Below are 25,327 nucleotides of genomic sequence, written 5' to 3'. Positions count from 1 at the left end.
CCCGTGCCTACTTGACCGCCTTGGATATGATCTGATTCAACTTTTCAATGGTTGCCGCAGCATCCTGCTTGCCCAGGAACATCAGGTCGATGGTTTCCGTGATATCCGAGTTCAGCCCTGGCACCTGAGCATCATAGGCCAGTGCAGATCCATGAGCATGCCCTATGTTACGTCCCTCAGTCAAATAGCTTGAATGCTCAATTGTCGCCTTTTTCATAATGCTCTTATCTGCGGCAGCAAGCGTACCCATGGCATTCCCGCCTTCAACCAGCCGGGCCTCCTGCCCCTTCACAGAGACGTAGAATGCTGCCAACTTCATGGCCTCTTGCACATGCGGACTATTTTTGTTTACAGCTACATAGGCAACCGGAATGGCAACGGGCTCATTCTTACCGGTATTAGATGGCCAGTAGATATAATCGAAGTCGAGGCTTTTATTTTGACTAAACAAGGGTTCCAGCCATCTTCCCGCCGCCAGCATACCGACTTGATTGGACATGAACATCGCGTCAGCCCCTTGCCCTTTGGGAAGCGAGCCGAGATATACCGCATTTCCCTTTTTCACCATATCGTACATAAAACCGAAGGCTTCCTTGCCCTTTTCATTGTGGTCCAGCACATATTTTCCTTGTTCATCAAAGATCTGGCCGCCATTCGACCACACCCATGAATACCAGTGAGCCCACCAGTTTTCCGCAATATAACCCTGCTTTCCGGCTGCCTTCAGCTTGGATGTAACCTCCTCAAAGGCGTCCCAATTCCACTTGCCTTCGTCATAGTATTCTTGCGGCGTCTTCACGCCTGCTTCCTTAAATACCTTTTTGTTATAATACATAACCATCGGGTTGGAGTCGGGAGTGACCCCATAGATTTCCCCGTCACGCTTTGCCGGTCCCCACAATCCTTCCGGAAAATCCTCAGCCTTCACATCACTCGCATCACTTTTTAAAAAATCACCCAAAGGCTGTACCTGCTTCGCCCCGATCAAACGCGCAATCGTCGATTCATACGAATAAAACACATCCGGTCCGCGACTTCCCTGAAGCTGTGTCAACAGCTTTTGCTCATATTGATCTCCCGGTACAGGCACCAGCTTAACCTCGATATTTGGGTTTTCCTTTTCAAATGCATCCAGCGCCCGCTGATACACCTTCACCTCCGCAGGATTACCCCAAGCCTGCATCGTAAGTCGCACTTTTTGCCCTTCTGTGTTCTCTATTTTGGGAGATGTACTGCATGCCGCTGCAAGTAAAAACAGAACGCTGAGGAAAAATCCAATCTTTATCCAGCTCATGTAATTGTCCACCTTAACCGCCTCCTGTAGCTTCGCATGGTTGTATGTCACCCTTTTTTTGAAGCGCTTACAAAACTTTCCCTATCATCATATGTAGGAGGGGGAGACACGATATCCCCATTTTCATTTTTATATAAATTTTTTTCTTTTGGGGGGCTCTGATATGACACCAACCAAGAGAAAGTAAAGACTCCACAACAAAAAAAAGAAGGATGCAGATCACCTGCTTCCTTCTTTCGTATTCCTTGAGCTATAATTCAACTTTCTAAATCTTTATTAGCATCTTTTCAAAAATATTATAGCCGTTCGTTTCGCCTATATACGTATAACCGCATTGTCTGTAAAACTCGCTAAGCTTGTCATTTCCCGCAATACAGTCTAAACGGATTCGATCCTTGCCTGTGAAGTGGATACCTCGTTCAATCCATTGCATCACCTCACGGCCTAGCCCTTTCCCGGTGCTATCGCGATCCACAACCAAACGATGCAGATATACTGAGGTTCCTCCTTCAGAATCCGTTTCGTCTAGTCCCCACAACTTACGGTCCCATGCACTGGGCTGCTGCTGCAAGATCACTGCGCCTGCCAAGCCATGATCCTCTGATGCTCGAAAAATAACCACTTCTCCGCGTGCAATAGCGCCGCCTAGGTTGTGATCATCTTTTCCTTTTAATAAGCGTCCCCATTGCGTAGAGCCTTTGCTGTGCAGCCATCTGGCCGTCTTTAAAATTAACTCCTGAACCTCAGCCTGATCTTCAGTGCTTGCCTGAAAAGCCATTAATCCTGGTTTGACGGATGATTCGACAATAGTCATTGATGTCATGCTGCACCTCAACTCTCAAATTTTCCTTATGTATAAAATATAGCATAAAAAATGAGCGTCTGATGATCTGGCAGAGCACCTATGATAACAGTCCAGTGTTCTGGGAAAAGTTTTCTCGTTCAAAATCTACTGCTTTCAAGCAGAGAGCTTCTTTTCCATTCTATCCACACCAAAAAGATCAAAAAGGGTATGCCGATACAGGCCAGCACCGGGGTTACGGGAAACCCAACCGGCTCGTTGATTTTAGCGGAAATAACTTTGGCCAGCATTAACAGACCTCCCCCCCAAAAGACGGAGCCCAAAATGAGAAGCCGTGGACGGTTTCCGATCATACAACGCATGAAATAAGGCACAATAAGTCCTATATATCCGATGGTACCACATGCCCACACAGTAACGGCGGTCAACACAATCGCGAAGGGAATGTATAGCGGACTAAGCTGCTTGGGGAATGCAAAGACAGAGCACACAACGAGAATTGTAAGCAATGCAAGCCAAAACGTGAATGATCCTTCTCTTATTCCCCAACCTCCCTGAGAGATTGCCCACTCTTGCTGGTATCCTCCATATTCTCCAAGTAACATAATAAATCCTGACGCTGAATGAAGGACAACATCAATAATGAAACCAATCATGAATAAATGAACTCCCGCAGACCGTCCTCGAATGAAACGGATTTTATTCAATGTAAATACAATGAATCCCCCAAATACCGCTCCTGCAATACAAAGAGCCATACTACCAAAAGAGTCTATGTCCATCCCAAGTAAAAGGACAACACATAGCCCTACCATTGCCCCAGGCATAAGTCCGGTTAAGGTTGGTGATGCAAAGCGATTAGCTGTTCGTAATTGTAAAAGAGTTCCTGTAACGGCCAGACATCCCCCAAGCAACAACATATCCAATGAAAATGGCATACGAGTATGGTATACAACTTCCACAAGCATAGGATTGGGATTTGAAGAAAACAACACTTCCAATACCTCTGCATAGCTGATAGGAAATATACCTGTGATTAGCGACAGAAACAAACCAAGGATCAATAAAATAAATCCTGCAACCAAGGTCAAAACAATTCTTTGTGGACGTGGTGGAGCTGCGTTCGGTTCAGCAGCAATCGTCCCACCTCCACGTTCACCCACATGTATTTCTTGTTCACTCATCAGATTTAAAAGATCCCCTTTCCTCATTTACCATAAAATATAAATATCACTATACTCTTATCGGTCATTTATGGTGAAAAATGTAACCTTTCTAATCATTTCAACCGATGATATCCGTATGAGAAAAGATGGAAAGGTTGTGAATGAGGTGCCAAGCCGTAATCCATATCTCCTCAAAAAGATATTTGGCATAAACAAAGAACGTATACTCATCTTCGCGCTGCTGCTGATCCCGGCTATCGCTGCCTTTATTGGAACACGGCCTATGCCTGCACAGTATATTTTGCAAGGAGAAATGCATCCGGTCAAAGATCTTGGCGTTCAGGGAAGCGTGTTTTTTGCGTCTGTTCAAACGGGTATTGCTAATAATCTCCTGGAGCGTTGGAATCTATATTCCAGTGAAAATGTATCCGGGGGAGCGATTACATTTGAACCCCTTGCTCCTGATGAAGTGGACTCTTATTTGAAGGACCTCACAGAGACGGACACGCTAAAATATTCTGCCATGCAAGCGGTACATGCAGCAACGGAATTAAGCGTAGACAGCGACACAACTGAGGCTACGGCGACGTTCTCGAATCTTAGCCAATTGGAGGATGCTCGCTATGCGGAGCTATTGACTCATTTGCAGGATCTTTCGGGAAATTCCTTGGGTCTGATGACAGGCATCGGACTGTATGAGGAAGCCAATAACATCGACTTTTCAGATGGCGGACGTCACAAAATCGCTGGCTCTGGCACGATGGAAGAATACGGAGATGTCGGATCGGTCGGTGGGCTGGAGCAAAAGCTGCTGGGAGCCGAGGCCGCAAAGGTTGATCTATTCTTCGTACCGGCAGATTATGAATGGTACGGTGAGGAAGGCAACGAAGCAGAGGCTGCCCGAGTTCAAAAGGAGCATGGACTCAAGTTACGCATTATCCCCGTAGAAACACTGGAGGATGCTATCGTGTATTTGAAGCAACTAGATTGGGAGGAAGTACATCTTGAATGATCCAGATTCCAAAGCATTCCCATCCAAGACAGCTGGCAGCGTACATCAAGCCTTACTAGCAGTGGGCACTATAGGCGAATTCCTCATCCTTATTTTTACATTAGTGTATATCTACGCAAATGATTTTTATTATGATCATCTATACGAGCTGGAGCAAAAATTTACAGTTTTTAGCTTTGTGCTGTACTACTTGTGTTTTGTAACCTATCTGATCTGGCTAGTTCAAGTACATAAAGCCATCCGGCAAAAGCATTCCGATTATCCGATTCGTACCGTGGGAGCCATTACTCGCATGATTCCTTTTATTAACTTGTGGGGATTCTCCAATACATTCACCCATATTTATAGGTACTTTGCGCTCCACCCCGAATTGGAGCGCAAAGCCCGTTATATTCAAAAGATGATTGTTCCGCTATATTTTGTCTGGTTTGGTGAAGGGATTATTAACCGGATTCTTATCATACATTTTTCCCATATGGAGTCGATGTCCATGTTGCTGGGAGCTATCATGCAAACCACCAGAATGGCCTTCTTTTACTGCATAACACGGGTCATTCACAATAGTCTGGTCATGCTGAATAAAAAAGATGAAGAAGGATTGCATTAAAAAACGAGCTGGCCTTCACGGTCAGCTCGTTTCAATTTTCGGTAAAGCGTCTTACTCCATAAACAATATTTAATTTGTCTGTGCAGCAGGTACAATTCGGTATAATCCTGAAGTCTCGCCAGCGGCGGGACGTACTTCCTGGATGAACCATCCTAACGACAGCACTCTCTCCAGCCGATCATACTCAGCCTTCGTCAGTTCGGATGTAACGGCTTCGCTTCCTTCCTCCAAGGACAGCTCAGGCTCCCGCCCGAACGCAACGGCAATCCACGAACGAATGCCCCGGATCGTATTGTACTTGATCTGATATCCGTCCGTTACCGCGCTGACAAACACCTCCGGCTCTTTGGACGCCAGCCCGGTGACAAGCTCTGTATAATCAAAATCGGATGGTCCGTCCGTTGGCAGCTCATTTTGCTGCACCCGACGGATTAATTCCTCTTGGGACCAGCCTAAAGAGCGTAATGATTCCAGCAAGAGCGCGTCCCATTGGGAAATACGTACTCTTTTCGTCGTCGATTCAGTCATCGTTTTTTACCTCCTTTGGGTCATGCACATCGTACAACCGATCTTAACCCTAATGGTTAACCGGGTACGCTACATAATGGCCGGGACTGATTTCTCTCAGCTCGGTTGTACTGTTGTTATCCTTGTCCCATACTAATGAACCGTCTGGTTGGGCCATGCCTTCTCCCAGTCCCCCTCGCTCTCCGACCGCTCTCGGATCAGGCACAGGGATAGAGGACAACAGCGCCTGCGTATAAGGGTGAGCGGGCTGCTCATACAACTCATCTGCATCGGCTACTTCTACCAGTCGGCCATGGTACATCACACCGATTCGGTCTGAAATATGCCGCACCATCGACAAGTCATGGGCGATGAACAGGTACGTCAGCCCGAACTCCTGCTGGAGATCCTCCAGCGTGTTAATGACCTGCGCCTGAATGGACACATCGAGTGCCGAAATCGGCTCGTCACAGACGATGAACTCGGGGTTCACAGACAGGGCACGAGCGATGGAAATCCGCTGGCGTTGTCCGCCGCTAAATTCATGCGAATAGCGGTACAGATGCTCTCGCTTCAGCCCTACCTTTTCAAGCAAAGCCACTACAGCATCCTTACGCTCACTCCCCTGATGCAATCTGTGAATATCCATCGGCTCACCGATCAGGTCAAGCACGTTCATACCCGGATTAAGAGAGGAATATGGGTCCTGAAAAATGCTCTGAATGCGCCGACGCAGCGGCTTGAGCTGTTTGTCGTTCAGCTTGGAAATATCCTGACCGTCAAAGCGTACCGTACCTTCTGTATAATCATATAATCGAGTCAGACAGCGTCCAACCGTTGATTTCCCACTACCTGACTCACCGACCAGTCCGAACGTCTCGCCACGCTTGATTTGAAAGCTCACGCCATCCACCGCCTTGAGCACCTCAGAGCTACGCCCTAACAAATCCTTTGCGGTCACAAAATGCTTCTTAAGCTGGTGTACCTCTACCAAGGGCTGATGCTCACCCAATACATCGTTTGCTTCACTCACCGTTATTCCCCCCTTCCGCTTGGCCCGCTTCGGGCGTCTCGTAGACTTCAGCAGGCACTGCATCCGGCTCGTTCAACCAGCAGGCTGCTCGCTGATCCGGGCGCAGCTCCACCATCGGTGGCCGCTCCACACAGCGGGCAAACGCATGCGGGCACCGTTCCATGAACGGACAGCCCGATGGCGGGTTCAGCAGGTCTGGCGGCGTGCCCTCAATCGGCACCAGCCGCTCGCGGAAGCCGTTCGTGCGCTGGGGCACAGAACGCAGCAGACCCTGCGTATACGGGTGGCCCGGACGATAAAAGAGATCGTCCACGCGCCCCTCCTCCATCACCATACCGCCGTACATGACGATGACACGGCTGCACACCTGGGCGACGACGCCCAGATCATGGGTAATTAGAGCAATCGACATGTCGGATTGCTGCTTCAGCGTCTTGAGCAACTCCAAGATTTGCGCCTGAATCGTCACGTCCAGCGCTGTAGTCGGCTCATCTGCAATCAGCAGCTCCGGGCTGCACGAGAGCGCCATGGCAATCATCACCCGCTGGCGCATCCCGCCGCTGAATTGATGCGGGTATTGGTTCATTCGGCGCTCCGGCTCGGTAATGCCTACTTGTCGCAGCAGTTCTACAGCTGCTTGCGTAGCCGCTTCCTTGCTCAGTCCTCGATGTCTGCGGATCACCTCAACCAGGTGATAGCCAACCTTTTTGACCGGATTCAGTGAGGTCATCGGGTCCTGAAAGACCATCGCTATCTGGTTTCCGCGTATTTTGCGCCATTGCTTTTCCGTCAGAGCGGTCAGACTTTGTCCCCGATAACGGATATCGCCGTTCAACCGCTTGCCCGGCGGGGCAATCATCGACATGATCGCTTTCGCTGTAACACTTTTGCCGCTGCCGGATTCTCCTACGATTCCTACCGTTTCTCCAGCATCAATATGAAAACTAACCCCTCGAACTGCCTGATTTTCCCCTTCACGAGTGAAAAAGGAGACCTCCAGCTGTTCGACGGACAGTAGATGTTCTGTCATTGTGTTTTCGCTCCTTCCTATCGCTCCTGGAGCCATTTGTAATGGGCCTGTACTATGAATCTATGAAACTATGAATCATCGTTTTACTAATTTGGGTTCAAAACCTACACGCAGCACATCCCCCAAAACATTAAAGCTCAACACAGTCAGTAAAATAAGTAGACCTGGGAATAATGCCATATATGGGGCCTGTGCAATATATCCTTGGGCATTATTCAGCATACTGCCCCACGTAGCATTCGGCAGCTGAACACCAAAGCCGAGGAAGCTCAGTGACGATTCCATCATAATCGCTGAAGCGATATTGTTCGTCGCCCCTACGATAATTACCGGAATCAGATTCGGTACGATATGCTTCATAATAATACCAAACGTGCTTTGTCCCGAGGCTTTGGCGTATAGTACATACTCCCGTTCGCGCAACGTCATTGTCTCTGCACGAACCACACGGGCAATGTTCATCCACATGAGCAGTGCGATAATGACAATGATATTGCCGACGCCCGGCTTCAAAAACACACTCAGCAGCAAAATAACCAAGAAAGACGGAATTGACATGATCAGCTCCAAAACCCGCATAAGCAGATTGTCGATCCATCCTCCAAAATACCCGCTCACAACCCCTACCACTGCACCGATACTAGTCGCAATAATCATGGACGCGAAGCCTACCAGCAATGATACACGTCCGCCGTACAGTGCTCTTGTAAAATAGTCCCGCCCATAATCATCCGTCCCAAACCAGTGTGCCGCTCCCGGTGGTTGGAGACGCTCCAGCACGTTCAACTTATTCGGGTCCTGTGGCGATAAAAATGCGAAAATCGCCCCCAGCGAGAATACGATCAATAGTATGAGGGCGACGGCGCCCATTTTGCTCGTCATCAGCTCGATCCCGATGTTGCGCCATTTGCTCCGATTCATGAATTCACCTCGTTGATTTAATTCTCGGGTCCGCGATGCTATACAAGATATCTGCAAGCAGATTACCCAGGATCAGCAGCAGAGCGGAAAATAAAGTAATCCCCATGATGACGGGATAATCCATCCCTTTTACCGCCGTCATGCCCAGCGAGCCAATGCCCGGCCAGGAAAATACCGTCTCCGTCACAATGGCTCCAGCCACCAGGTCCGCAACCGACATTCCGAGCAGCGTAATGATGGGCAACAGCACATGCTTAAGCACATGTCGAAACAAAACCAGTCTTTTTCCAGATCCGAACGCGTATTGAATCTGCACATACTCTTCCTTGAGCTGCGTAATCGTGCTGGAACGGATGTACCTCACATACACAGACAGAAAGCCGAAGGCCAGTACAAAACATGGTAAAATCCCATGCTTGATTACATCTAGCACCGAGTCCGTACCGATGGTACGCATTCCTGTACTCGGAAGCCAATGCAGATAAATCGCAAACAAATAAATAAGTAAAATACCGAGCCAAAACAGCGGAACAGAAATCCCAATGTACGACATCAGATTAATGAGCTTGTCGATCCAGCGATTCCGATTAGCCGCAGCCGTCAAACCGAGTGGAATTGCAATTAGCACAGCCAGTATGATGGATGCACCCATCAACCCAGCTGTAGCCGGGAGACGATCGAGAATCTGATCCAGCACAGGCTGGTGATTAATTAGCGAGTAGCCGAGATCACCCGTCAGGCTCTTTTTAAGCCATAATATGTACTGGACATAAGCGGGCTGGTCCAGCCCCAAGCTATGCCTCATTCGTTCAATGTCTTCCAGATGCATATTCGGTGTAACAAAAGAGAGAACCGGATCACCTGGAGCCAGCTTGATCAAGCCGAAGCAGACGATGGACACAAAAAATAGCATCGGTATAACTTGCAGCAACCTTCTGGCGATGAGTTGTCTCATACGTTTCCCTTCCCCTTGCTGTTTTCGAAAAAAATAAGCTGGTTAGCCCAGCTTATTTTTGAAAACCCTGTCTTATTTGTGATAAATTTTGGACAAATCCTCGAAAATCACGACCGGCTTTAACACAGCCTGATCAATACCACCATACTGCTTGTCGAAAGCTACAATAGTCTTGGTGTAAGCAATCGGGTAGATGACAGCATCCTCAGCCAGCAGCTCTTGTACCTTTTTATAAATTGCTCCACGTTTAGTCGTATCCGACTCACCCGCGCCCTCTTCCAGCAGCTTATCCACTTCTTTATTTGAATAATGCGAATAGTTGGAGGACGATCCGGTGCTATACAAAATACGATACGCGTCAGGGTCATACCCCATGATATAGCCGCTGATCGCCAGATCGAAGTCCTTGGCATTCGTATCGACGAATTTTTGCGACCATGCCGAGGAATCCATGCTGTTCACGTCCAGCTGAACGCCAATATCTTTGAACTTCTGCTGGATATAGAGCGCTTGTGCTTCCTGTACCTTGTTGCCGCCCGGAATGATAATGCGCAGCTTCAGTCCTTCAGCGCCAGCCGATTTCAGCAGCTCTTTTGCCTTGTTCACATCATTATTGAAAAATGCAACGTCGTTCGTATGATACAGTACATCCTGTGTCAGAGCCGATTTCGCAGTATCTGCATAATCCTTGGAGCCATAGGATACCTGAATCAATTCATCCTGATTCAATGCATAAGAAAGCGCCTGACGCACTTCTTTTTTGTTCAACTGCTTCGTATCACTGTTTTCATTAAACATCAGATAAGCCAAGCGACCTTCGCTGTAAGGGAAAATGTCAAACTTATCTGTTGCTTTAATGGTCTCTACATTTTGCGGATCGAGATAGTTTACATTGATCTCACCATTTTGAAGGGCCAAATTCGCAGCATTTGAATCTTTAACAATCCGGTATGTTACTGAATCCAGATGCGGCTTTCCGCCAACATAGTTATCGAACCGTTCGAGTGTAACGTACTCACCGGTTTTGTACTCTTTAAATTTGAAAGGACCTGATCCAACCGGAGAGTTGTTTTTTGTACTTTTCTCAATATCCGCTTCATTCTCGAAAATGTGCTTCGGAATCGGGGATACCTGTACCAGTGCTGCCTCAAAAGCAGGAGCTGGCTGAGGAAGCTTGAAATCCACCGTTGTATCATCAACCTTGCTCGCCTGAACCGGTTTTCCATTAACCATAAAATTACTTCTCAAAAAGCTGTGCTGCTTCTCATCCAAAATTTTGTTAATGGTGAAAACAACATCGTCAGCTGTCAGCTTCTCGCCATCATGCCAAGTCAGATTTTTTTTCAGTTTTAGTGTATAAGTCAGCTTGTCTGCTGAAGGAGTCAGACTGTCCGCCAAATAAAATGTCTTTTTGCCATTGTTTACTTGAAATAATGGTGCGAATATCGCCTGGTCTATCGTCAGACTTACCCGATCACCCGCATAGTTCGGATTCAGCACCACCGGATCAGCTTGTACGCCAATGATCAGGCTGCCGCCATCTTTAGGCTGTCCGTTATCAGCTGTTGTGGTAGCTGTACTGGATGTATTCCCATTCGTCTCAGACGTAGATCCAGAATTCCCGCCGGAGCATGCACTTACAACCAACATCAATACAATAAATACCAATACACCAGTCAAATTACGACGCATCGCTCTAGCCCCCGTGTCCACTTAGTATGTAATAAATTTATTATAAATCGGAATAGTCGGATTTACAATCGGTCAAAAACTGTTTATTCCCCTTGTCATTAGCATTCCAGACATTATGTGATCGAATCTAGAAAAAAGGCACCCGTTAAGGGTGTCTTCAGAGTATCCACAAACTGATCAGTGCCAGGATGGCAGGCAGGCCTTGCTTTAATAAAATTGACTTATTGGCAGTCAATGCACCATACACCGCAGCCACTACCACACAAATGACAAAGAATAATTGGATTTGCCGCCCGATCACAGTATCTGGATAGAACAAGCCCCACACCAATCCTGCTGCCAAAAAGCCGTTGTACAGCCCCTGATTTGCAGCCAAGGATTTGCTTGCTTCCGCCAGCTCTTTCGAGGTGCCAAACGTACGCATTGCCCGCGGAGTCGTCCACAGAAACATTTCCAATATTAGAATGTACACATGCTCCAGAGCTACAATTCCGACCAATATTGAACTAAGTAAGCTCAAGGTATGTTCCTCTTTTCCACATAAAGTTACTATGAGGTGATTTTTAGATCGATCCTCAAAAAGTATAGTTCATCTTCCAAAAACAGTAAAGAGACCGAGCCTATGGCCCGGCCTCATTTCTACATGATGCCTTACATCGTTCTCGCAAAATCCAACAAAGCTTTGGACATACTGTTGATCTCGTCCGTAGATGCATTCACTTGCTGCGTTAGCGCGGCTTGTGTTTGTGTCAGCGTAGACATGTTACCGATATTGTGCAAAATCCGCTCGATGAGTGTCTTCATTTCGTCCAGACTGGTCTCGATATTTCCGGTCGCATCAGCACTGTGAATGGCAAGTTTTCTCACTTCGTCTGCGACTACCGCAAAACCCCGCCCCTGCTCGCCCGCACGCGATGCCTCAATGGCAGCATTCAGACCCAGTAGATTCGTTTGATTCGCAATCTCTTTAATGAAGTTGGAAATGTTTTGAGTCTCTTCTGCACTGACTTTGGCTTGATTTGCTGCCTCTGTCGATTGCTCCTGAGCCGTAGCCAGCTCCTGCGCCTGATTACTAACCGAGTTAACACCGTTCACCATTTCCGTAATGGAATCGGAGAGATGCTGGATTTTGAGCGTAAGCTCATCCGCCACAGCCTGCTTTTCCTTTTCCACTGTGATATCACGAATGGTCCCGGCAATACGAATAGGCACTCCCTTGCTATCGCGTAAGCTTCTTCCACTGTTTTGATACCAGCGATATTCGCCATTTTTACTTTGCAAGCGACACACCATGTCATATGGCGTACGATCTGAATAGTCATTTAAATGATCAACTACAGCCTTAAACGCATGCTCGGCATCGTCAGGATGTATACGCGAGCTCCAACTGCTTAGTACACTCGGGAAGTCCTGCTCATCCTTAAAGCCCAAGATGTGGCGGAATTGCTGGGACCACCAAAATATATTATCCGGGTTCTCAATGTCTCCATCAGCCAGAATGACATCATATGGAGCCTCCACTAAAACACGATTGATGAGATCAAATCTTGTAACTAGAGCCTGAAGCTCCTCGGACTTAATCTTCTGATCGTGCACATCCAACAGAGCGCCCGCAATTCGAAGCGGCACTCCCTGCTGATCGCGGATCGTCGTTCCGGTAGCCCGGAACCAGCGGTATTCTCCATGCTTCAGCTTCAAACGATACTGTACGTCATAAGGCGTCTTTCCCGTAAAATCCAGCAAATGATCTGACAAAGCCGCCATTGACCTGTCATGATCTTCGGGGTGCAGCCGGGATCCCCAGCTGTTTAATACATTGGGGAAGTCCTTTTCGCTCTGATACCCCAGCATAGCACGAAATTCTTCTGACCATGTGAACGTATTACTTGGATTGACGGGATCACCCGCAACCACCTCCATGTCCCATAAGCCAATCTCTATAGCTTTGGTAACAAGCTTCAGACGAATGTCAACATGTTGAGCATCATTTTTCATGGACTCAAGCGCTTGGTTGACATTGTTTGCGATTTCTTGAACCTCGGAAGATTTGGATGAAACTTGTATTGCGGCAGAATAATCCTTCTGCTGTATTCTTTGTGAAAGTTTGCGGCTTTCTTCTACTAAAGGAGCAAGTGAGTGGGTCTCATTTTTTTTAAGAAACATATATGCTCTTCCCTTCTAAGCCAATATATAAAACGATATAGTTTAATATCGGAATTTTATTAAGAATCATTATAAATAAATCTACAATTATCTAGGTAATAAGAATCATTTTTACGTCCATATACCTATATATTCATACAATAAACATCGAAAAATGTCGAAAAAGGAAAGATTCTAACAAGTCTGGAAACAGAAAGAGCACCTTTGCATTACTGCGCAAAAGTGCTCTTTCTGTCAACTATTCAGTTCGTTATATCTTATTTAATTGAAGCAACGTATTCCTCGCCCTTTTCTTTATCATATTGGCCTTCCCATTTGGACATGACCACAGCGGCAAGCGAGTTACCTAATACATTAACTACCGTACGCGCCATATCCAGAATACGATCTATACCAGCGATAAAAGCCAACCCCTCCAGCGGGAGGTTCACTGCTCCAAGTGTAGCGAGCAAAACGACAAAGGAAGCACCTGGCACACCTGCAATACCTTTGGAGGAAATAATCAGTACTAGTACCAGTGTGATCTGTGTCGTGATTGGCAGGTCAATGCCATACATCTGGGCAATGAAAATCGCAGCCAGTGCCTGATACAGGGTGGAACCGTCCAGATTAAAAGAATACCCAATCGGAATGACAAAGGAAGTAATTCCTTTAGGACATCCAAACTTCTCCATCTTCTCCATGATCTTAGGCAGTACACTTTCCGAACTGGCCGTCGAATATGCAAGCAACAGCTCACTTTTCAATATTTTAACCATGGTCCAGAGACGGGTACCGCAAAGCTTGGCAATAATACCAAAAACAATCACAATGAACAGTATCATGGAGCCGTACACCGACAAAACAAGCTTCAATAAAGGCCATAACGAGGCCAATCCAAACTTGGCCACTGTCGTTCCAATCAGTGCAAATACTCCGAACGGAGCCAGGCGCATGACCTGATTGGTTACCCAGAACATGGCGTCGGCTACGCCTTCAAAGAAATTCAGCACAGGCTTGCCTTTGTCACCAATCGCCGCTACCCCTAGTCCAAACAGTACGGAGAAGAATATAATAGCCAGCATATCCCCCTCGCCCAGGGCTTGAATAACATTGGTAGGAACAATATGCACAATCGTATCTATAAAGCTATGGCCTGACTTCTCTGCAGTCTCCACATAAGAATGGATATCACTCTTCGCCAGGTGGGACATGTCCACGCCGTCACCAGGTCGAACCAGATTGGCAACGAGCAGTCCGAAAAGGATGGCGATTGTCGTTACAATCTCAAAGTACAGAATAGACTTTCCGCCTAGTTTACCCAGTTTCTTCATATCGCCCACGCCGGCAACGCCGATAATGAGTGTTGAGATCACAATAGGCACGACAATCATCTTGATCAATCGAATGAAAATATCACCGATTGGCTTTAAGTAGACTTCCACCCCTGAATTGCCGTAAAATAAGGCACCAATAATAATACCTAAAGCCAGACCGATAAAGATTTGCATCGTCAAATTAATCTTTTTCATTTCGTGTCCCCCCTGGCTGATTTGTATATTTTTGCAGTATGCTGTTCTTAATATTCAAATGATGTTATTTATACTACAATCTGATCTATAAAAAACGACAATTATCTACAGCTGCATTTATTTTTTTCTATAAATTCACAAACTTTAACGGCGAGCCTGTGAATTTAGCTCACATTGTCTTTCTGACTGAATACCCAGGAGGTGAATATGGATGAAGTTGAATACGCTCCTTTTCCTGCTCATGCTTGTATTTGTACCGCTCGCAGGTGAGCTGAATATTCACCCGTTCGCTAATACATTCCGTCTCAGCTTTGGTACGCCTGTATTTTTTTTCTTTCTGTTATCTATTCGTCATATTCCACCTGCATTATCGGGAGTGCTTGCAGGGATAGCGGTAGTCGCCTTTCGCATCTTACTCAATCATTACACTCAGCCCGGCCTTCCCTTTGAAGAGTTGCTGACATTGCACGGCCCTACCTTTTTTTATTACATGGTCTACGGTCTGCTCTTCCAGGTCCTTAACATTAATGCTGAGCCTTACCGCGCACTCCGCGTGGGCATCCTCTCTGTAGGGATTGAGGTTGCCGCAAGTGTATCGGAACTTAGCGTCCGGTGGAGCATTGACGGCGATTTTTGGGACATCATTAAGATTAGCAAAGTAGCTTTCATGGCTATGATCCGTAGCTTCTTCGTACTTGGGTTTTATAATATGATTCGGTTAAATCAATCGGTCCAGCATGAAGAGGCACAAAGGCAGCAGACGGAGCGAGTTTTACTCCTCGTATCGGACTTGTATGAGGAGTCGGTCCAGTTAGGCAAAACACTATCACATGCAGAACAAATCACTCGTGAAAGCTACGAGCTGTACCGTGAGCTGCAACAGGATGAATCTCTGAAGGATAGAGAACATTACGCCAGACAGGCACTTCGTATTTCCGGACAGGTTCACGAGATTAAAAAAGACAGCCAGCGGATCTTTGCTGGTTTGTCCAAGCTGATTGATGCCGAAAGCGGAGTACATTACATGGCTTCTCAAGAGCTCGGGGAGCTAATCATCCGAACGAACAGCAAATACGCCCAATCGTTGGACAAGTCTATTCGTTTTACCCTAGATGTCGATCCATTGTTACCCAAGCTGCATGTGTATACCGTTTTGACACTTATTAATAACCTGACAGCCAATGCGGTTGAAGCAATGAAGGACAACGGAAGGATTGACGTTTCCATTCGCTGTCTACCGGGAAAAGAGGATATAGCTTCCTTTAGCGTTACCGACAACGGTCCGGGTATTCCTCAGCGGAAACGGGAAATGGTCTTCACACCAGGGTATACGACCAAGTATGATGAGGAGGGGCAGCCGTCGACCGGTATGGGATTGTTTTATGTACGTGAGGTCGCGGAGAGCCTTGAAGGAACGATTGAACTGCAACAGGATGAAGAAGAAAATACAGATAGATTACAGACCACTTTTAGAATTACATTGCCTTTACGGAAACTGACGGAGAAAGGAAGATAGCCCGGATGCGTTTTTATATTGTGGATGACGATCAGGGAATTCGTTCTATGCTGGCAGATATTATTGAAGACGAAGGTCTAGGGGAAGTCATCGGGGAAGCAGAGGATGGTTCCTACGTGAATAGCGGCCTGCTGGAGCTGAACCGGATTGATGTATTGCTGATTGACTTGCTAATGCCGCTTCGTGATGGCATTCAGACCGTGCGTGCACTCGGCGATCAATTCAGCGGCAAAATCATTATGATTTCTCGCATCGAATCCAAAAACATGATCGGCGAGGCATACTCGCTCGGTATTGAATATTATGTGGCCAAGCCTTTGAATCGACTGGAGATTATTGCAGTTATTCATAAAGTGGCTGAGCGTCTGCGCATGCAGCAATCGATTACGGATATCCAACGCACGCTTCAAGGGTTGTCGATGTTCACATCGAATAATCCAACGGCAACGATTGAACCGACCAGAAACATCGTAACTTCCGGGCAGTTTCTGCTCTCCGAAATGGGAATGATCGGCGAAGCCGGGAGTATGGATTTACTGGACATGCTGGAATTTCTTGACCAGTATGAGGAGGAAACAGGCAATCTATCTCCCTATCTGTTCCCGCCGTTGAAGGATATATTTGCTAATGTAGCGTCCAAACGGCTAGGGGCTTCAGCCTCAGCAGTAGAGCTGAGTAAGGAAATCAAAGCATCGGAGCAGCGTGTCCGCCGCGCTATTTTCCAGACACTAAGCCATATAGTATCGCTCGGATTGACTGACTATACCCATCCTAAATTTGAGAATTATGCATCCAAATTTTTTGATTTTACAGAAATTCGCAAAAAAATGCTGGAGCTGCAAAACAATGTGGAGCCTTCACTGTCCCAAGCCCGCATTAATACGAAAAAGTTCGTACAGGTGCTCTATATGGAAGCAAAACGGTTATTACATTAAAAGAAAAGCACCTGCATATCCCCATGTATCTATTACTTGGAGATAAAACAGGTGCTCATCGTTGATGATTCGATATCCCCTTAGTCCAGACTCTTGTCCTGCCACTCCATAGCTTCCAAGAGATCTACACCATCGGACAGCAGACGTTTCAAGACATTTAGTTCTTCCGAGCTATAACGATTTAAAAATTGAAATAACTGCTGCTGTACCTTAACATGCAGTCGTTCATGCACAAGAAATAGTCTTTTCCCCAAAGGGGTTAACCGAAAATAAATTTCTTTCTTATTGTCGTTAAGCTGGGTTCTGCGAATCCAGCCTTCCTTGAGCAGCTTGGTGCTGACTTTCGAAACTGTACCCTTGCTCAGCTCAATTCGATCCGCTAATGTCGTAACATTAATCGGCTCATGCCGCCCGATACAATCCATAACGTGCACATCCGTCATATTGAGCGAAGTCATTCCATCAAAGTGCTCGCGGATTTCTTCGAGAAAGGTCATGCTCTCTCTTTGCTGATGCTGCTCCCACTGATGATTCATCTTAATAAGCAAATCATAGACATGCTGAACCGATGTCGCCTTTTCCATACGAACAAGTAGTCACTCCTTTGGCATACTCCTCCTTTCATTATAGCCCACATTTGTTTCACAAGAAACAATATGGTCATGTTATGAACATCCCCTTTCCCCTTTATACCAATGTGGCAATACCGTCCTTAATCACACTCAATATATCCGTTTGTTTCATAGAAATGGCCCAAGCGATATACCCATCCGGACGGATGAGAACCGTATGCACATCTCTCCATCCCACGGGCAATTCTTCGGCTACGGCCTCCACATATGAAATATGTGAAAGTGAGCTATGGCGAAACTCATTCGATACCTCATTATCGTGTGCAAGATGGAGAAGTACAAAGCAGCCTTCATGAAGAAGATCGTAAGCATACGATGTCATTCCGTCAGGCAAATGCAATTCAAAATCAGCAAACCGTTTCCCGTTCAGTGGATGCTGCGGTATATTGCCAGCCGCCGGATAACATACATCCAGTGCACTAATCTGCTCTGCCATAGATTGATTAATTCCCGGATGGCGGAACCATTCCTCATGTAATTGGCGGTGTGCCAATACAGCAGGCGTAAAGCCCAATAAGCGGGTCTGAACCTCGGTATTCCGTAAGAACTGCGTATTAACCGGATAACGTTCGTCATGATAGCTACTCAGCAGCGTGTCTGGAGCCCAGCCACGAATCACTCCGGCCAGCTTCCATCCCAGATTTGCCGCCTCTTGCAAGCCAACATTCATTCCCTGCCCACCTGCTGGGAAGTGGATATGTGCAGCATCACCTGCTAGCAGGATTCTCCCTTTACGATAGGTCTGCGCCTGCCGCGTTGCATTCCCGAATCGAGATAACCAGCGAGGATTGGATACGCCAAGATCTGTACCGAGCAGATCATACAGTCCTGTCTGCACTTCTTCCAGCGTCACAGGTACGTCCTTCGGAATCTCCATCATTCGCGGTGTAGTCAAAATAACCCGATAAATATCTGGATACACGGGGGCAATCATCACCCCACCTCGTTCACTATATTCGGAATGTATGCCACTTTCAGGCGGATTGGCTAACTCTACATCTGCCAATACAGCGGTCAGAGTCGTATCCGTGCCCGGAAAAGCAATCCCGGCTTGTTTACGCACGATACTCCCAGCCCCATCCGCTCCTACGACATAAGCAGCAGTCATCACCGATACATTAGCTTGTGGTCCAGATGTGCATACACTCACCACCTCTACGCCTTGCTCGTGCTCTCGCACAGATACCACTTCCATGCCACGATGGACGACAACTCCCAGCTTGAGCGCATGCTCCTCGATCACTTGCTCTGTAATCACCTGTGGAATAAACAACGTATAATTAGAAGAACTATCAAGCACAGAAAAATCCAAGCGGGTATTCAGCATTGAAAAGTGACCCGTACGTATAGGTCTGCCGCGCTTCATAAACCGCTCCTTCAATCCACGCATATCAAACATTTCAAGCGTCCGTGGATGTAGCGTAAGCGCACGCGACTGGCCACTAGGCTCCTCTAAACGTTCAATTACACATACGCTTACGCTTGCTAATGCCAACTCAGCAGCTAACCACATTCCAACAGGTCCGCCGCCTACTACAATCACTTCGTAATCCATGTTCACACCCCTATCTAAAATCTTTATTCCCACCACCTAATTGTTTCACATGAAACAATATATACATACAGAAAGTTCCCATTAACATTTCCGTATATATCAAACAAACATATACAGCCATTTTTTATTGTTTCTATTGAAACAATATTATTATAATTTAATTGAGAACAATTATCAACCACTTTATTAAAAAGATTTCTACCCTTTACTTTAAATCATGCATTCATTTCCATTTTATAAAATATAATTGTATAATCGTAAAATGAGGATAAGCTAGAAACAAGTTCTCCATAGAAGGGATGATGATACATGTCGGATGCAAACCAATTATTCGGTCAAGCACTGGTTAAATCACTGGTCGGGGAACGTGGACATATTCGAGTAGCTCGGGCTTTACCAGACATCGACGTCGAGCTGGCAGGGAAGAAAAATGCAGAAATGCCTTACAGCATTTATCAACTGCTGAAGCATATGATTTACTGGCAGCAGTTCATGCTGGAGCATTTGGAAGGACGGAAGCCCCAGCTTCCGGGCAATGTCATGGAAAGCTGGCCCGAAGAGACCGGACCGCAAAGCGAAGAGGCATGGCAGGCTGTCATTAACGAATTTTTACAGGGCGTAGATCAGGCTGTGCAGATTGCCGAAACTGCGCAACTGGATGATTCACTAGCTCATTTTCCAGGTGAAACGAAAGCAGGACTGTTGCGGAATATCGCTTCCCACAATTCATATCATTTGGGTGAAATCGTACTGCTACGCCGGATTTATGGAGCTTGGCCACCACCAGGAGGCGGCTTTCCAGCCTAAAGGCAACACCACGCTCTAATCAAGATTTCCCCCATCCGCTGCTTCATACCTCCATCATTCATTGGGATTTAGGCACCGCGAGGAACCCGCTTGCGTACCCTATATGGGAACCCGCTAACTCGACCTGAAGCCGTTTACCCGTAAGCAGGTGCAATCCGAATAACGTTTCCCATGATGCAAGATCAAAGAGAGGTTTCGAGGTTATGGTGAGACACTTATATTTAAATCGTAATATCGCCTGTATGATCGTGATCAGCCTTATTGCTAACATGAGTGGAAGTATGATCCTTCCACTCTTTGCTATTTATGTAGAGCAATTCGGGATATCCGTACTCGGCATGAGCATTTTATTTTCTCTGTTTTATGTAGGGAGATTTCTTGGTGGGGGCTTGGCAGGACGAATTTATGAAAAGATTGGCGCAAAACGCTTGGGGTTGAGCTTACTCATTGCCGAAATCGCTTGTATGCTCCTGTTTCCGATTGCAACAAGCTTCATCATTCTAGCCATACTAAGACTCCTTCAAGGCTTGGTAGCCATAGGGCTAACCGTCTTTGTAAGAGTCACGATCAATCATATAAGCACCGCAGATAATCGAGGCACGATCAATGGATATATCAGCAGCAGTGAAGGTGCCGGTATGATTTTGGGGCCTCTTATGAGTGGAGCTATTGTTTCTTATTTTTCTTTATCCATTCCGTTTTATTTCGTTGCTATTTTCTCATGTATATCCTTCGTTGCCGTCTCCAGAATGACCTTCCCCAGTCTCTCTTCCAAACCTCAGCAACAGCACGCACCCCTTCATGAGTCGAAAAGAAAAACCATGCTAACGAAACAGCTACTGCTCTATTCCACCGTTCATTTCCTTGAAATGAGTGCATTCGCCATTTTTTTAACGTACTTCTCCATATATGCAACCTACAAGCTCCATTGGAGTCCCGCAGAAATCAGCTTAGCTTTTACAATTATCGGCATATCAACCTTCATATCAGCCCCCTTTATCGGCAAAATATCTGACCTACTTAAGGACCGTTTGATGCTTTGTATCATCGGTCTATTGTTGATCATGGTGGAAATCATCTTATTTCTTTGGTTCACAGAACCGTGGATCGTATACTTGGGGATGTTCATCGGAGGCATTGGCGGAGCCAGTTACCTGGATTCTTTTTACTCGCAACTAGGGGATGTTATTCCTGAGGAAAACAGAAGTACATTTATCGGCAACGTCGTATCCCTTTCAGAATTAGGGGCCATCGTTTCTCCAATCATCGCAGGCGCACTCATGGAACAGTTTAGCATCAACACTCCCTTTTACTACAATTTGATTTTGGTGTTGATCGCTATGGTTATCCAATATGTTATTCGATTCAAGTCGAAATCTATAAGAAAAAGGCCAATTGCATAAGCAACTGGCCTCCTTTCTTTTCATCACAGCTCCAACTCAACTGCAACCCCAAAATGATCCGATACAACTGGTCCAGTTTTCCCGTTCAGTACAACGGTTGAGGATTGAACCTGTGCAGCCTTATTGGAGAAGATAAAGTCAATACGGAGCGGCTCCGCATTACTTTCCCAGCCAGCAATAGCTTTAATCACCGTGTGGCCTTCATCACGTACTGCTGCATTCGGATAGGTGTCCGACCAGCCGGATTGCAGTACATAGTCATATCCTTCTCCGCGTACTTCAGCCGCGTTGTTGAAATCACCCATCATGAACACAGGAGTCGGAGCAAAAGAATGTAGCACTTTTGTTGTACGATCCCATAGTCCACGGAAGGATTCTTCATCATTCCACCAGTTATAATGTCCACTTACAAACCAGGCCTGCACTCCGTCCACCACAGTTTGAATGCCGACAATTTTACGCGAGCGGTAGTTGTCATAATCCTGTAGCGAGGAAACATATTCGTTCACCGTAGCTGTAATCGGTGTTTTGGACAGAATCGCCAAACCCTCGTCGTATTTGGCAAAACCAACATGCGCGGGAGCCCACGTCCAATGATAGGTATCAGACAATAGCCCGTTTAGCACATAAGCATAGTTATCACGCTTAATGACAACTTCAGGATCTGCGCTATAATAAGCGCCCAAATCATCCGGCGACAAAGGAGTCTCTTCCATGGACTGGTTTACTTCCTGCAAAGCAATGACATCAAACTGCTGTTCATCAATAAAAGCAGCCAGTTGCTTTAGCTTATCATGCTGATTTTCTTCCATCCAAGCATGTGCATTTAAGGTTAACAACTTCAAAGTAATCACCTGTTGAGTATGTCTTGTATATCTGATTTAAGCACATCAGCCTTCGGTCCGTAAACTGCCTGCACCCCATTATCTACTTTTATCAAGCCCAAGGCACCCAGCGCTTTCCACGTCTTTTCGTCCCCAACGGCATCCGTATCCTTCACCGTCACACGCAGACGGGTCATGCAAGCGTCCACCTCGACAATGTTCTGCTCACCCCCAAGTGTCTTGATGATATCCGTAGCCAGTTGATTTTGAGTGGAAACAGCTGCCACACCCTCTGCCTTCGTACTCCCAGCCTCGGAAGTCCCTTGAGGCTCCTCATCCGTATAGTTCCCCAGTCTTCCCGGCGTAGCCATTTTGAATTTACCGATCATAAAATACGCGATAAAGTAGGTTGCTACCGCAAACACCACACAAGTCAGCACGAAGTTAATAATATCCTGCACCAAACCTGCATTTATAGACAACGGCATTCGAGTCAGCAGTTCAATCATACCAAACGAATGTAAACGCAAATGTATGATGTCGGCCATTCCGAACGCAATACCGGTAAGAATAGCATAAACCACATACAGCACAGGCGCCACGAACATAAACATGAATTCCAGTGGCTCCGTTACCCCTGTTAAAAAGACAGCTGCGGCTGCCGAAAAGATCATCGACTTGTACTTGCTGCGTTTATCTTTGTCTACACGGCGATACATAGCCACCGCTAGTCCCATAAGGATTCCTGCTCCACCGATCATTTGTCCTACCTTGAAGCGGGCAGGCGTCACGCCCTCCAACAAGCTATTGTAGGCTGTCGGATCAGTACCACGAAGAGCACTTAGGTCACTTGCCCAAGCCAGCCACAGCGGGTCTTGCCCGGCAACGACGCTTCCTGCCCCGGAACCCGTAAGTGTCGTGTAAACGCCACCAAGTTGAGTATAGTTAATAGGAACGGTCAGCATATGGTGAAGTCCAAAAGGAATTAGTAGTCTTTCCAGTGTACCATAGACAAATGGCGCTACAAAAGGAGCCGACTCCCCCGAAGTCGCCAACCAAATACCGAACTGATTAATCCCCCCCTGAACAAATGGCCAGATGGCAGACATAATCAAACTTACGATGACAGACCATAAAATCACGACAAAAGGAACAAAACGTTTGCCGTTAAAAAAGGCTAAAGCGTCTGGCAGCTTGCGGTAATTGTAGTACTTGTTAAATACCACAGCTCCGACAAAGCCGGAGATGATACCGACAAACACACCCATATTAAGTGCAGGTGCCCCTAAGACAGAGGTAAAATAGCCACTAACCGGAATGGATGCACCAAAAAGAGTGTGGGTGGTGGCACCCTCCTGGGTTAGCATTTTCGAGGACACACCCAAAATCGTCCCTGTTGAAATATTAATGAGAATAAAGGCAATTAAGGCAGCAAAAGCCCCGCCCGCCCGTTCCTTAGCCCAAGAACCACCAATCGCCACGGCAAATAGAATGTGTAAATTATTGATAATACCCCAACCCAAATTCTCCATAACCCCGCCGACGGTCAACCAGAAATGGATATCACCAGCCAACATCGCCACTACTTTGCCAAGCGAAATCATAATCCCGGCTGCCGGCATAACAGCAACAACCACTAGCAGTGCTTTCCCGAGCTTTTGCCAAAAATCAAATGATAGAAGTTTTTTCATGCTCCTTCAATCCCCATCCCTTATAGTATGTACAGCGTTGTTTGTACCCTATAAACATTATGCAATCGGTTGCACAATTATTATAATGATATCGCTTTCTATTGGCAATACCCTAATTGTAAATATCTTGGCTGATGATCATAGAAATACTCGAAAAAGCCGCGAATTTGTTGATTTTCGAGCAATATCGTATGATAGAACATATTATTTCCTGCTTGAGATAGCAAAAGGAGACGAAGACGATGGCAGTAACCATCAAAGATGTCGCAAAACGTGCTAATGTTGCTACTTCCACCGTATCCCGTGTCATTCAAGACAGCCCTAAAATCAGCGAAGCGACCAAGGCACGTGTCCGTAAAGAAATGAAGGCGCTTGGCTATGAACCCAACTATTCAGCTCAGAGTCTGGCTAACCGTGTCACACAGTCAATTGGCATCATTATGCCTGAATCGGATGTGGCAATCTTTCAAAATCCGTTCTTTCCAGAAAGCCTTCGCGGGATCAGCGAATGGGTAAATGAGCACAACTATACACTGTCCATTGTCACAGGAAAAACGAGCGATGAATTGCTATCCCGCGTGAAGCTGATGGCCCGGACCGGGCGTGTTGACGGCTATATTGTTCTGTACTCCAAGCAAAAAGATAGCATCGTGGAGTATCTTCATAAAGAAAAAATACCTTACACCGTAATCGGTAAACCTCAGCAATTTGTCAGTGAAACTACCCATGTAGATAACGATAACTACCAGGCTGCCAAGGATGTGGTCACTTATTTGACTGGGCTGAATCATCAGCGCATTGCTTATGTTGGCGGTGATCAGGAACACATCGTGAATCTTGAAAGACTCCGAGGCTACCAAGATGCGCTACGAGAGGTTGGCTTGCCTCTACCCAAGGAATACGTGGTCAGAGAGCCCTTTAATCTGGAGGACATGCGCGCGTTATTACAGGCTCCCCCGCCGCCTACTGCGATGATCGTTAGCGACGACCTTGTAGCCATGGCCGTACAGAAAATGCTTGCTCAGTTAGGCGTGTCCATGCCAGAGCAGTTATCCATGGTGAGCTTCAATAATCTAATGCTGGCTGAGCTGATGAATCCCCCTCTGACTTCCGTGGATATTGATATCTTTACTCTGGGTTATCAGGCAGCCAAAAGCCTGATTGAAAAAATCGAGGACCCCAAGGAATTGACCAAACACATCATTGTTCCCCACCGAATCGTGGAGCGCAAATCCAGCCAATTACTATGATTCTTAGCGGAATGAACAAGA

General features: G+C 46.5%; 23 protein-coding genes. 7 read left to right on the top strand and 16 right to left on the bottom strand.

Going from position 1 to position 25,327, the window contains the following annotated elements:
* Positions 1-7: 7 nt before the first annotated feature.
* The 3 genes from T3H97_RS01340 to T3H97_RS01330 form a co-directional block, all read right to left on the bottom strand.
* Positions 8-1,306, bottom strand: a complete 1,299-nt coding sequence (locus tag T3H97_RS01340; RefSeq protein ID WP_328801470.1) for an ABC transporter substrate-binding protein — start codon at positions 1,304-1,306, stop codon at positions 8-10.
* A 253-nt stretch (positions 1,307-1,559) separates the two neighbouring features.
* Positions 1,560-2,117 carry a GNAT family N-acetyltransferase gene (locus T3H97_RS01335; protein WP_328801469.1) on the bottom strand — a complete coding sequence of 186 codons (558 nt, stop codon included), beginning with the start codon at positions 2,115-2,117 and terminating at the stop codon, positions 1,560-1,562.
* A 119-nt stretch (positions 2,118-2,236) separates the two neighbouring features.
* Positions 2,237-3,280 carry an iron ABC transporter permease gene (locus T3H97_RS01330; protein WP_328801468.1) on the bottom strand — a complete coding sequence of 348 codons (1,044 nt, stop codon included), beginning with the start codon at positions 3,278-3,280 and terminating at the stop codon, positions 2,237-2,239.
* 118 nt (positions 3,281-3,398) lie between these two features.
* Here T3H97_RS01330 and T3H97_RS01325 point away from each other — a divergent pair, with 118 nt between their 5' ends.
* Both T3H97_RS01325 and T3H97_RS01320 read left to right on the top strand, forming a co-directional pair.
* Complete coding sequence (locus T3H97_RS01325) at positions 3,399-4,274, top strand: hypothetical protein (RefSeq protein WP_328801467.1); 876 nt, start codon at positions 3,399-3,401, stop codon at positions 4,272-4,274.
* Entirely contained in the window at positions 4,267-4,881 is a 615-nt protein-coding gene (locus T3H97_RS01320; protein WP_328801466.1) for a hypothetical protein, read from the top strand. Before T3H97_RS01325 ends, T3H97_RS01320 begins: the two co-directional genes overlap by 8 nt.
* A 69-nt stretch (positions 4,882-4,950) precedes the next feature.
* Here T3H97_RS01320 and T3H97_RS01315 read toward each other — a convergent pair whose 3' ends face one another.
* From T3H97_RS01315 to T3H97_RS01275, 9 genes are all read right to left on the bottom strand, one after another.
* Positions 4,951-5,409 (bottom strand): hypothetical protein, encoded by a 459-nt coding sequence (locus T3H97_RS01315; protein WP_328801465.1) that lies wholly within the window; start codon positions 5,407-5,409, stop codon positions 4,951-4,953.
* 49 nt (positions 5,410-5,458) lie between these two features.
* On the bottom strand, positions 5,459-6,421 hold the full coding sequence (locus tag T3H97_RS01310; protein ID WP_328801464.1) for an ABC transporter ATP-binding protein: 963 nt from the start codon (positions 6,419-6,421) through the stop codon (positions 5,459-5,461).
* A complete protein-coding gene (locus T3H97_RS01305) occupies positions 6,414-7,451 on the bottom strand; it encodes an ABC transporter ATP-binding protein (protein WP_328801463.1) in 1,038 nt (345 codons plus the stop codon). The genes T3H97_RS01310 and T3H97_RS01305 overlap by 8 nt, the downstream gene beginning before the upstream one ends.
* 75 nt (positions 7,452-7,526) lie before the next feature.
* On the bottom strand, positions 7,527-8,372 hold the full coding sequence (locus T3H97_RS01300; RefSeq protein WP_254327273.1) for an ABC transporter permease: 846 nt from the start codon (positions 8,370-8,372) through the stop codon (positions 7,527-7,529).
* Positions 8,373-8,376: 4 nt separating this feature from the next.
* Complete coding sequence (locus T3H97_RS01295; RefSeq protein ID WP_023986565.1) at positions 8,377-9,327, bottom strand: ABC transporter permease; 951 nt, start codon at positions 9,325-9,327, stop codon at positions 8,377-8,379.
* Between the two features lie 72 nt (positions 9,328-9,399).
* Positions 9,400-11,019, bottom strand: coding sequence for an ABC transporter substrate-binding protein (locus T3H97_RS01290; protein ID WP_328801462.1), 1,620 nt, complete (start codon positions 11,017-11,019; stop codon positions 9,400-9,402).
* A 157-nt stretch (positions 11,020-11,176) separates the two neighbouring features.
* Positions 11,177-11,539, bottom strand: coding sequence for a DUF1304 domain-containing protein (locus T3H97_RS01285; RefSeq protein WP_025722081.1), 363 nt, complete (start codon positions 11,537-11,539; stop codon positions 11,177-11,179).
* A 131-nt stretch (positions 11,540-11,670) separates the two neighbouring features.
* Positions 11,671-13,182, bottom strand: a complete 1,512-nt coding sequence (locus T3H97_RS01280) for a methyl-accepting chemotaxis protein (RefSeq protein WP_025722082.1) — start codon at positions 13,180-13,182, stop codon at positions 11,671-11,673.
* Positions 13,183-13,439: 257 nt separating this feature from the next.
* Complete coding sequence (locus tag T3H97_RS01275; RefSeq protein ID WP_134904531.1) at positions 13,440-14,693, bottom strand: cation:dicarboxylate symporter family transporter; 1,254 nt, start codon at positions 14,691-14,693, stop codon at positions 13,440-13,442.
* 211 nt (positions 14,694-14,904) lie between these two features.
* On the opposite strand from T3H97_RS01275, the gene T3H97_RS01270 reads away from it, so the two are divergent.
* Together T3H97_RS01270 and T3H97_RS01265 are read left to right on the top strand one after the other, a co-directional pair.
* A complete protein-coding gene (locus T3H97_RS01270) occupies positions 14,905-16,209 on the top strand; it encodes a sensor histidine kinase (protein WP_328801461.1) in 1,305 nt (434 codons plus the stop codon).
* A gap of 5 nt (positions 16,210-16,214) precedes the next feature.
* Positions 16,215-17,144 carry a response regulator gene (locus T3H97_RS01265; protein ID WP_013308322.1) on the top strand — a complete coding sequence of 310 codons (930 nt, stop codon included), beginning with the start codon at positions 16,215-16,217 and terminating at the stop codon, positions 17,142-17,144.
* Positions 17,145-17,224: 80 nt separating this feature from the next.
* Here the strand turns inward: T3H97_RS01265 and T3H97_RS01260 are convergent, their stop codons facing one another.
* A complete protein-coding gene (locus T3H97_RS01260; RefSeq protein ID WP_250259873.1) occupies positions 17,225-17,728 on the bottom strand; it encodes a MarR family transcriptional regulator in 504 nt (167 codons plus the stop codon).
* A 103-nt stretch (positions 17,729-17,831) separates the two neighbouring features.
* On the bottom strand, positions 17,832-19,331 hold the full coding sequence (locus tag T3H97_RS01255; RefSeq protein ID WP_328801460.1) for a monooxygenase: 1,500 nt from the start codon (positions 19,329-19,331) through the stop codon (positions 17,832-17,834).
* Positions 19,332-19,640: 309 nt separating this feature from the next.
* On the opposite strand from T3H97_RS01255, the gene T3H97_RS01250 reads away from it, so the two are divergent.
* Both T3H97_RS01250 and T3H97_RS01245 read left to right on the top strand, forming a co-directional pair.
* Positions 19,641-20,138, top strand: a complete 498-nt coding sequence (locus T3H97_RS01250; RefSeq protein WP_023986557.1) for a DinB family protein — start codon at positions 19,641-19,643, stop codon at positions 20,136-20,138.
* Positions 20,139-20,341: 203 nt separating this feature from the next.
* Positions 20,342-21,541, top strand: a complete 1,200-nt coding sequence (locus tag T3H97_RS01245; RefSeq protein ID WP_328801459.1) for an MFS transporter — start codon at positions 20,342-20,344, stop codon at positions 21,539-21,541.
* A gap of 23 nt (positions 21,542-21,564) precedes the next feature.
* Here T3H97_RS01245 and T3H97_RS01240 read toward each other — a convergent pair whose 3' ends face one another.
* Positions 21,565-22,386 (bottom strand): endonuclease/exonuclease/phosphatase family protein, encoded by an 822-nt coding sequence (locus T3H97_RS01240; protein ID WP_025722087.1) that lies wholly within the window; start codon positions 22,384-22,386, stop codon positions 21,565-21,567.
* 5 nt (positions 22,387-22,391) lie between these two features.
* Positions 22,392-24,056: a PTS transporter subunit IIBC gene (locus T3H97_RS01235; RefSeq protein WP_025722088.1), complete on the bottom strand. Its 1,665-nt coding sequence runs from the start codon at positions 24,054-24,056 to the stop codon at positions 22,392-22,394.
* 242 nt (positions 24,057-24,298) lie between these two features.
* On the opposite strand from T3H97_RS01235, the gene T3H97_RS01230 reads away from it, so the two are divergent.
* Complete coding sequence (locus T3H97_RS01230) at positions 24,299-25,306, top strand: LacI family DNA-binding transcriptional regulator (RefSeq protein ID WP_328801458.1); 1,008 nt, start codon at positions 24,299-24,301, stop codon at positions 25,304-25,306.
* Positions 25,307-25,327 lie beyond the last annotated feature (21 nt).

This window comes from Paenibacillus sp. LX16, assembly GCF_036252815.1.
GTDB lineage: Bacteria > Bacillota > Bacilli > Paenibacillales > Paenibacillaceae > Paenibacillus > Paenibacillus polymyxa_B.
Note: the sequence above shows the minus strand (reverse complement) of the source record. Positions and strands in the feature narration are given on the sequence as shown.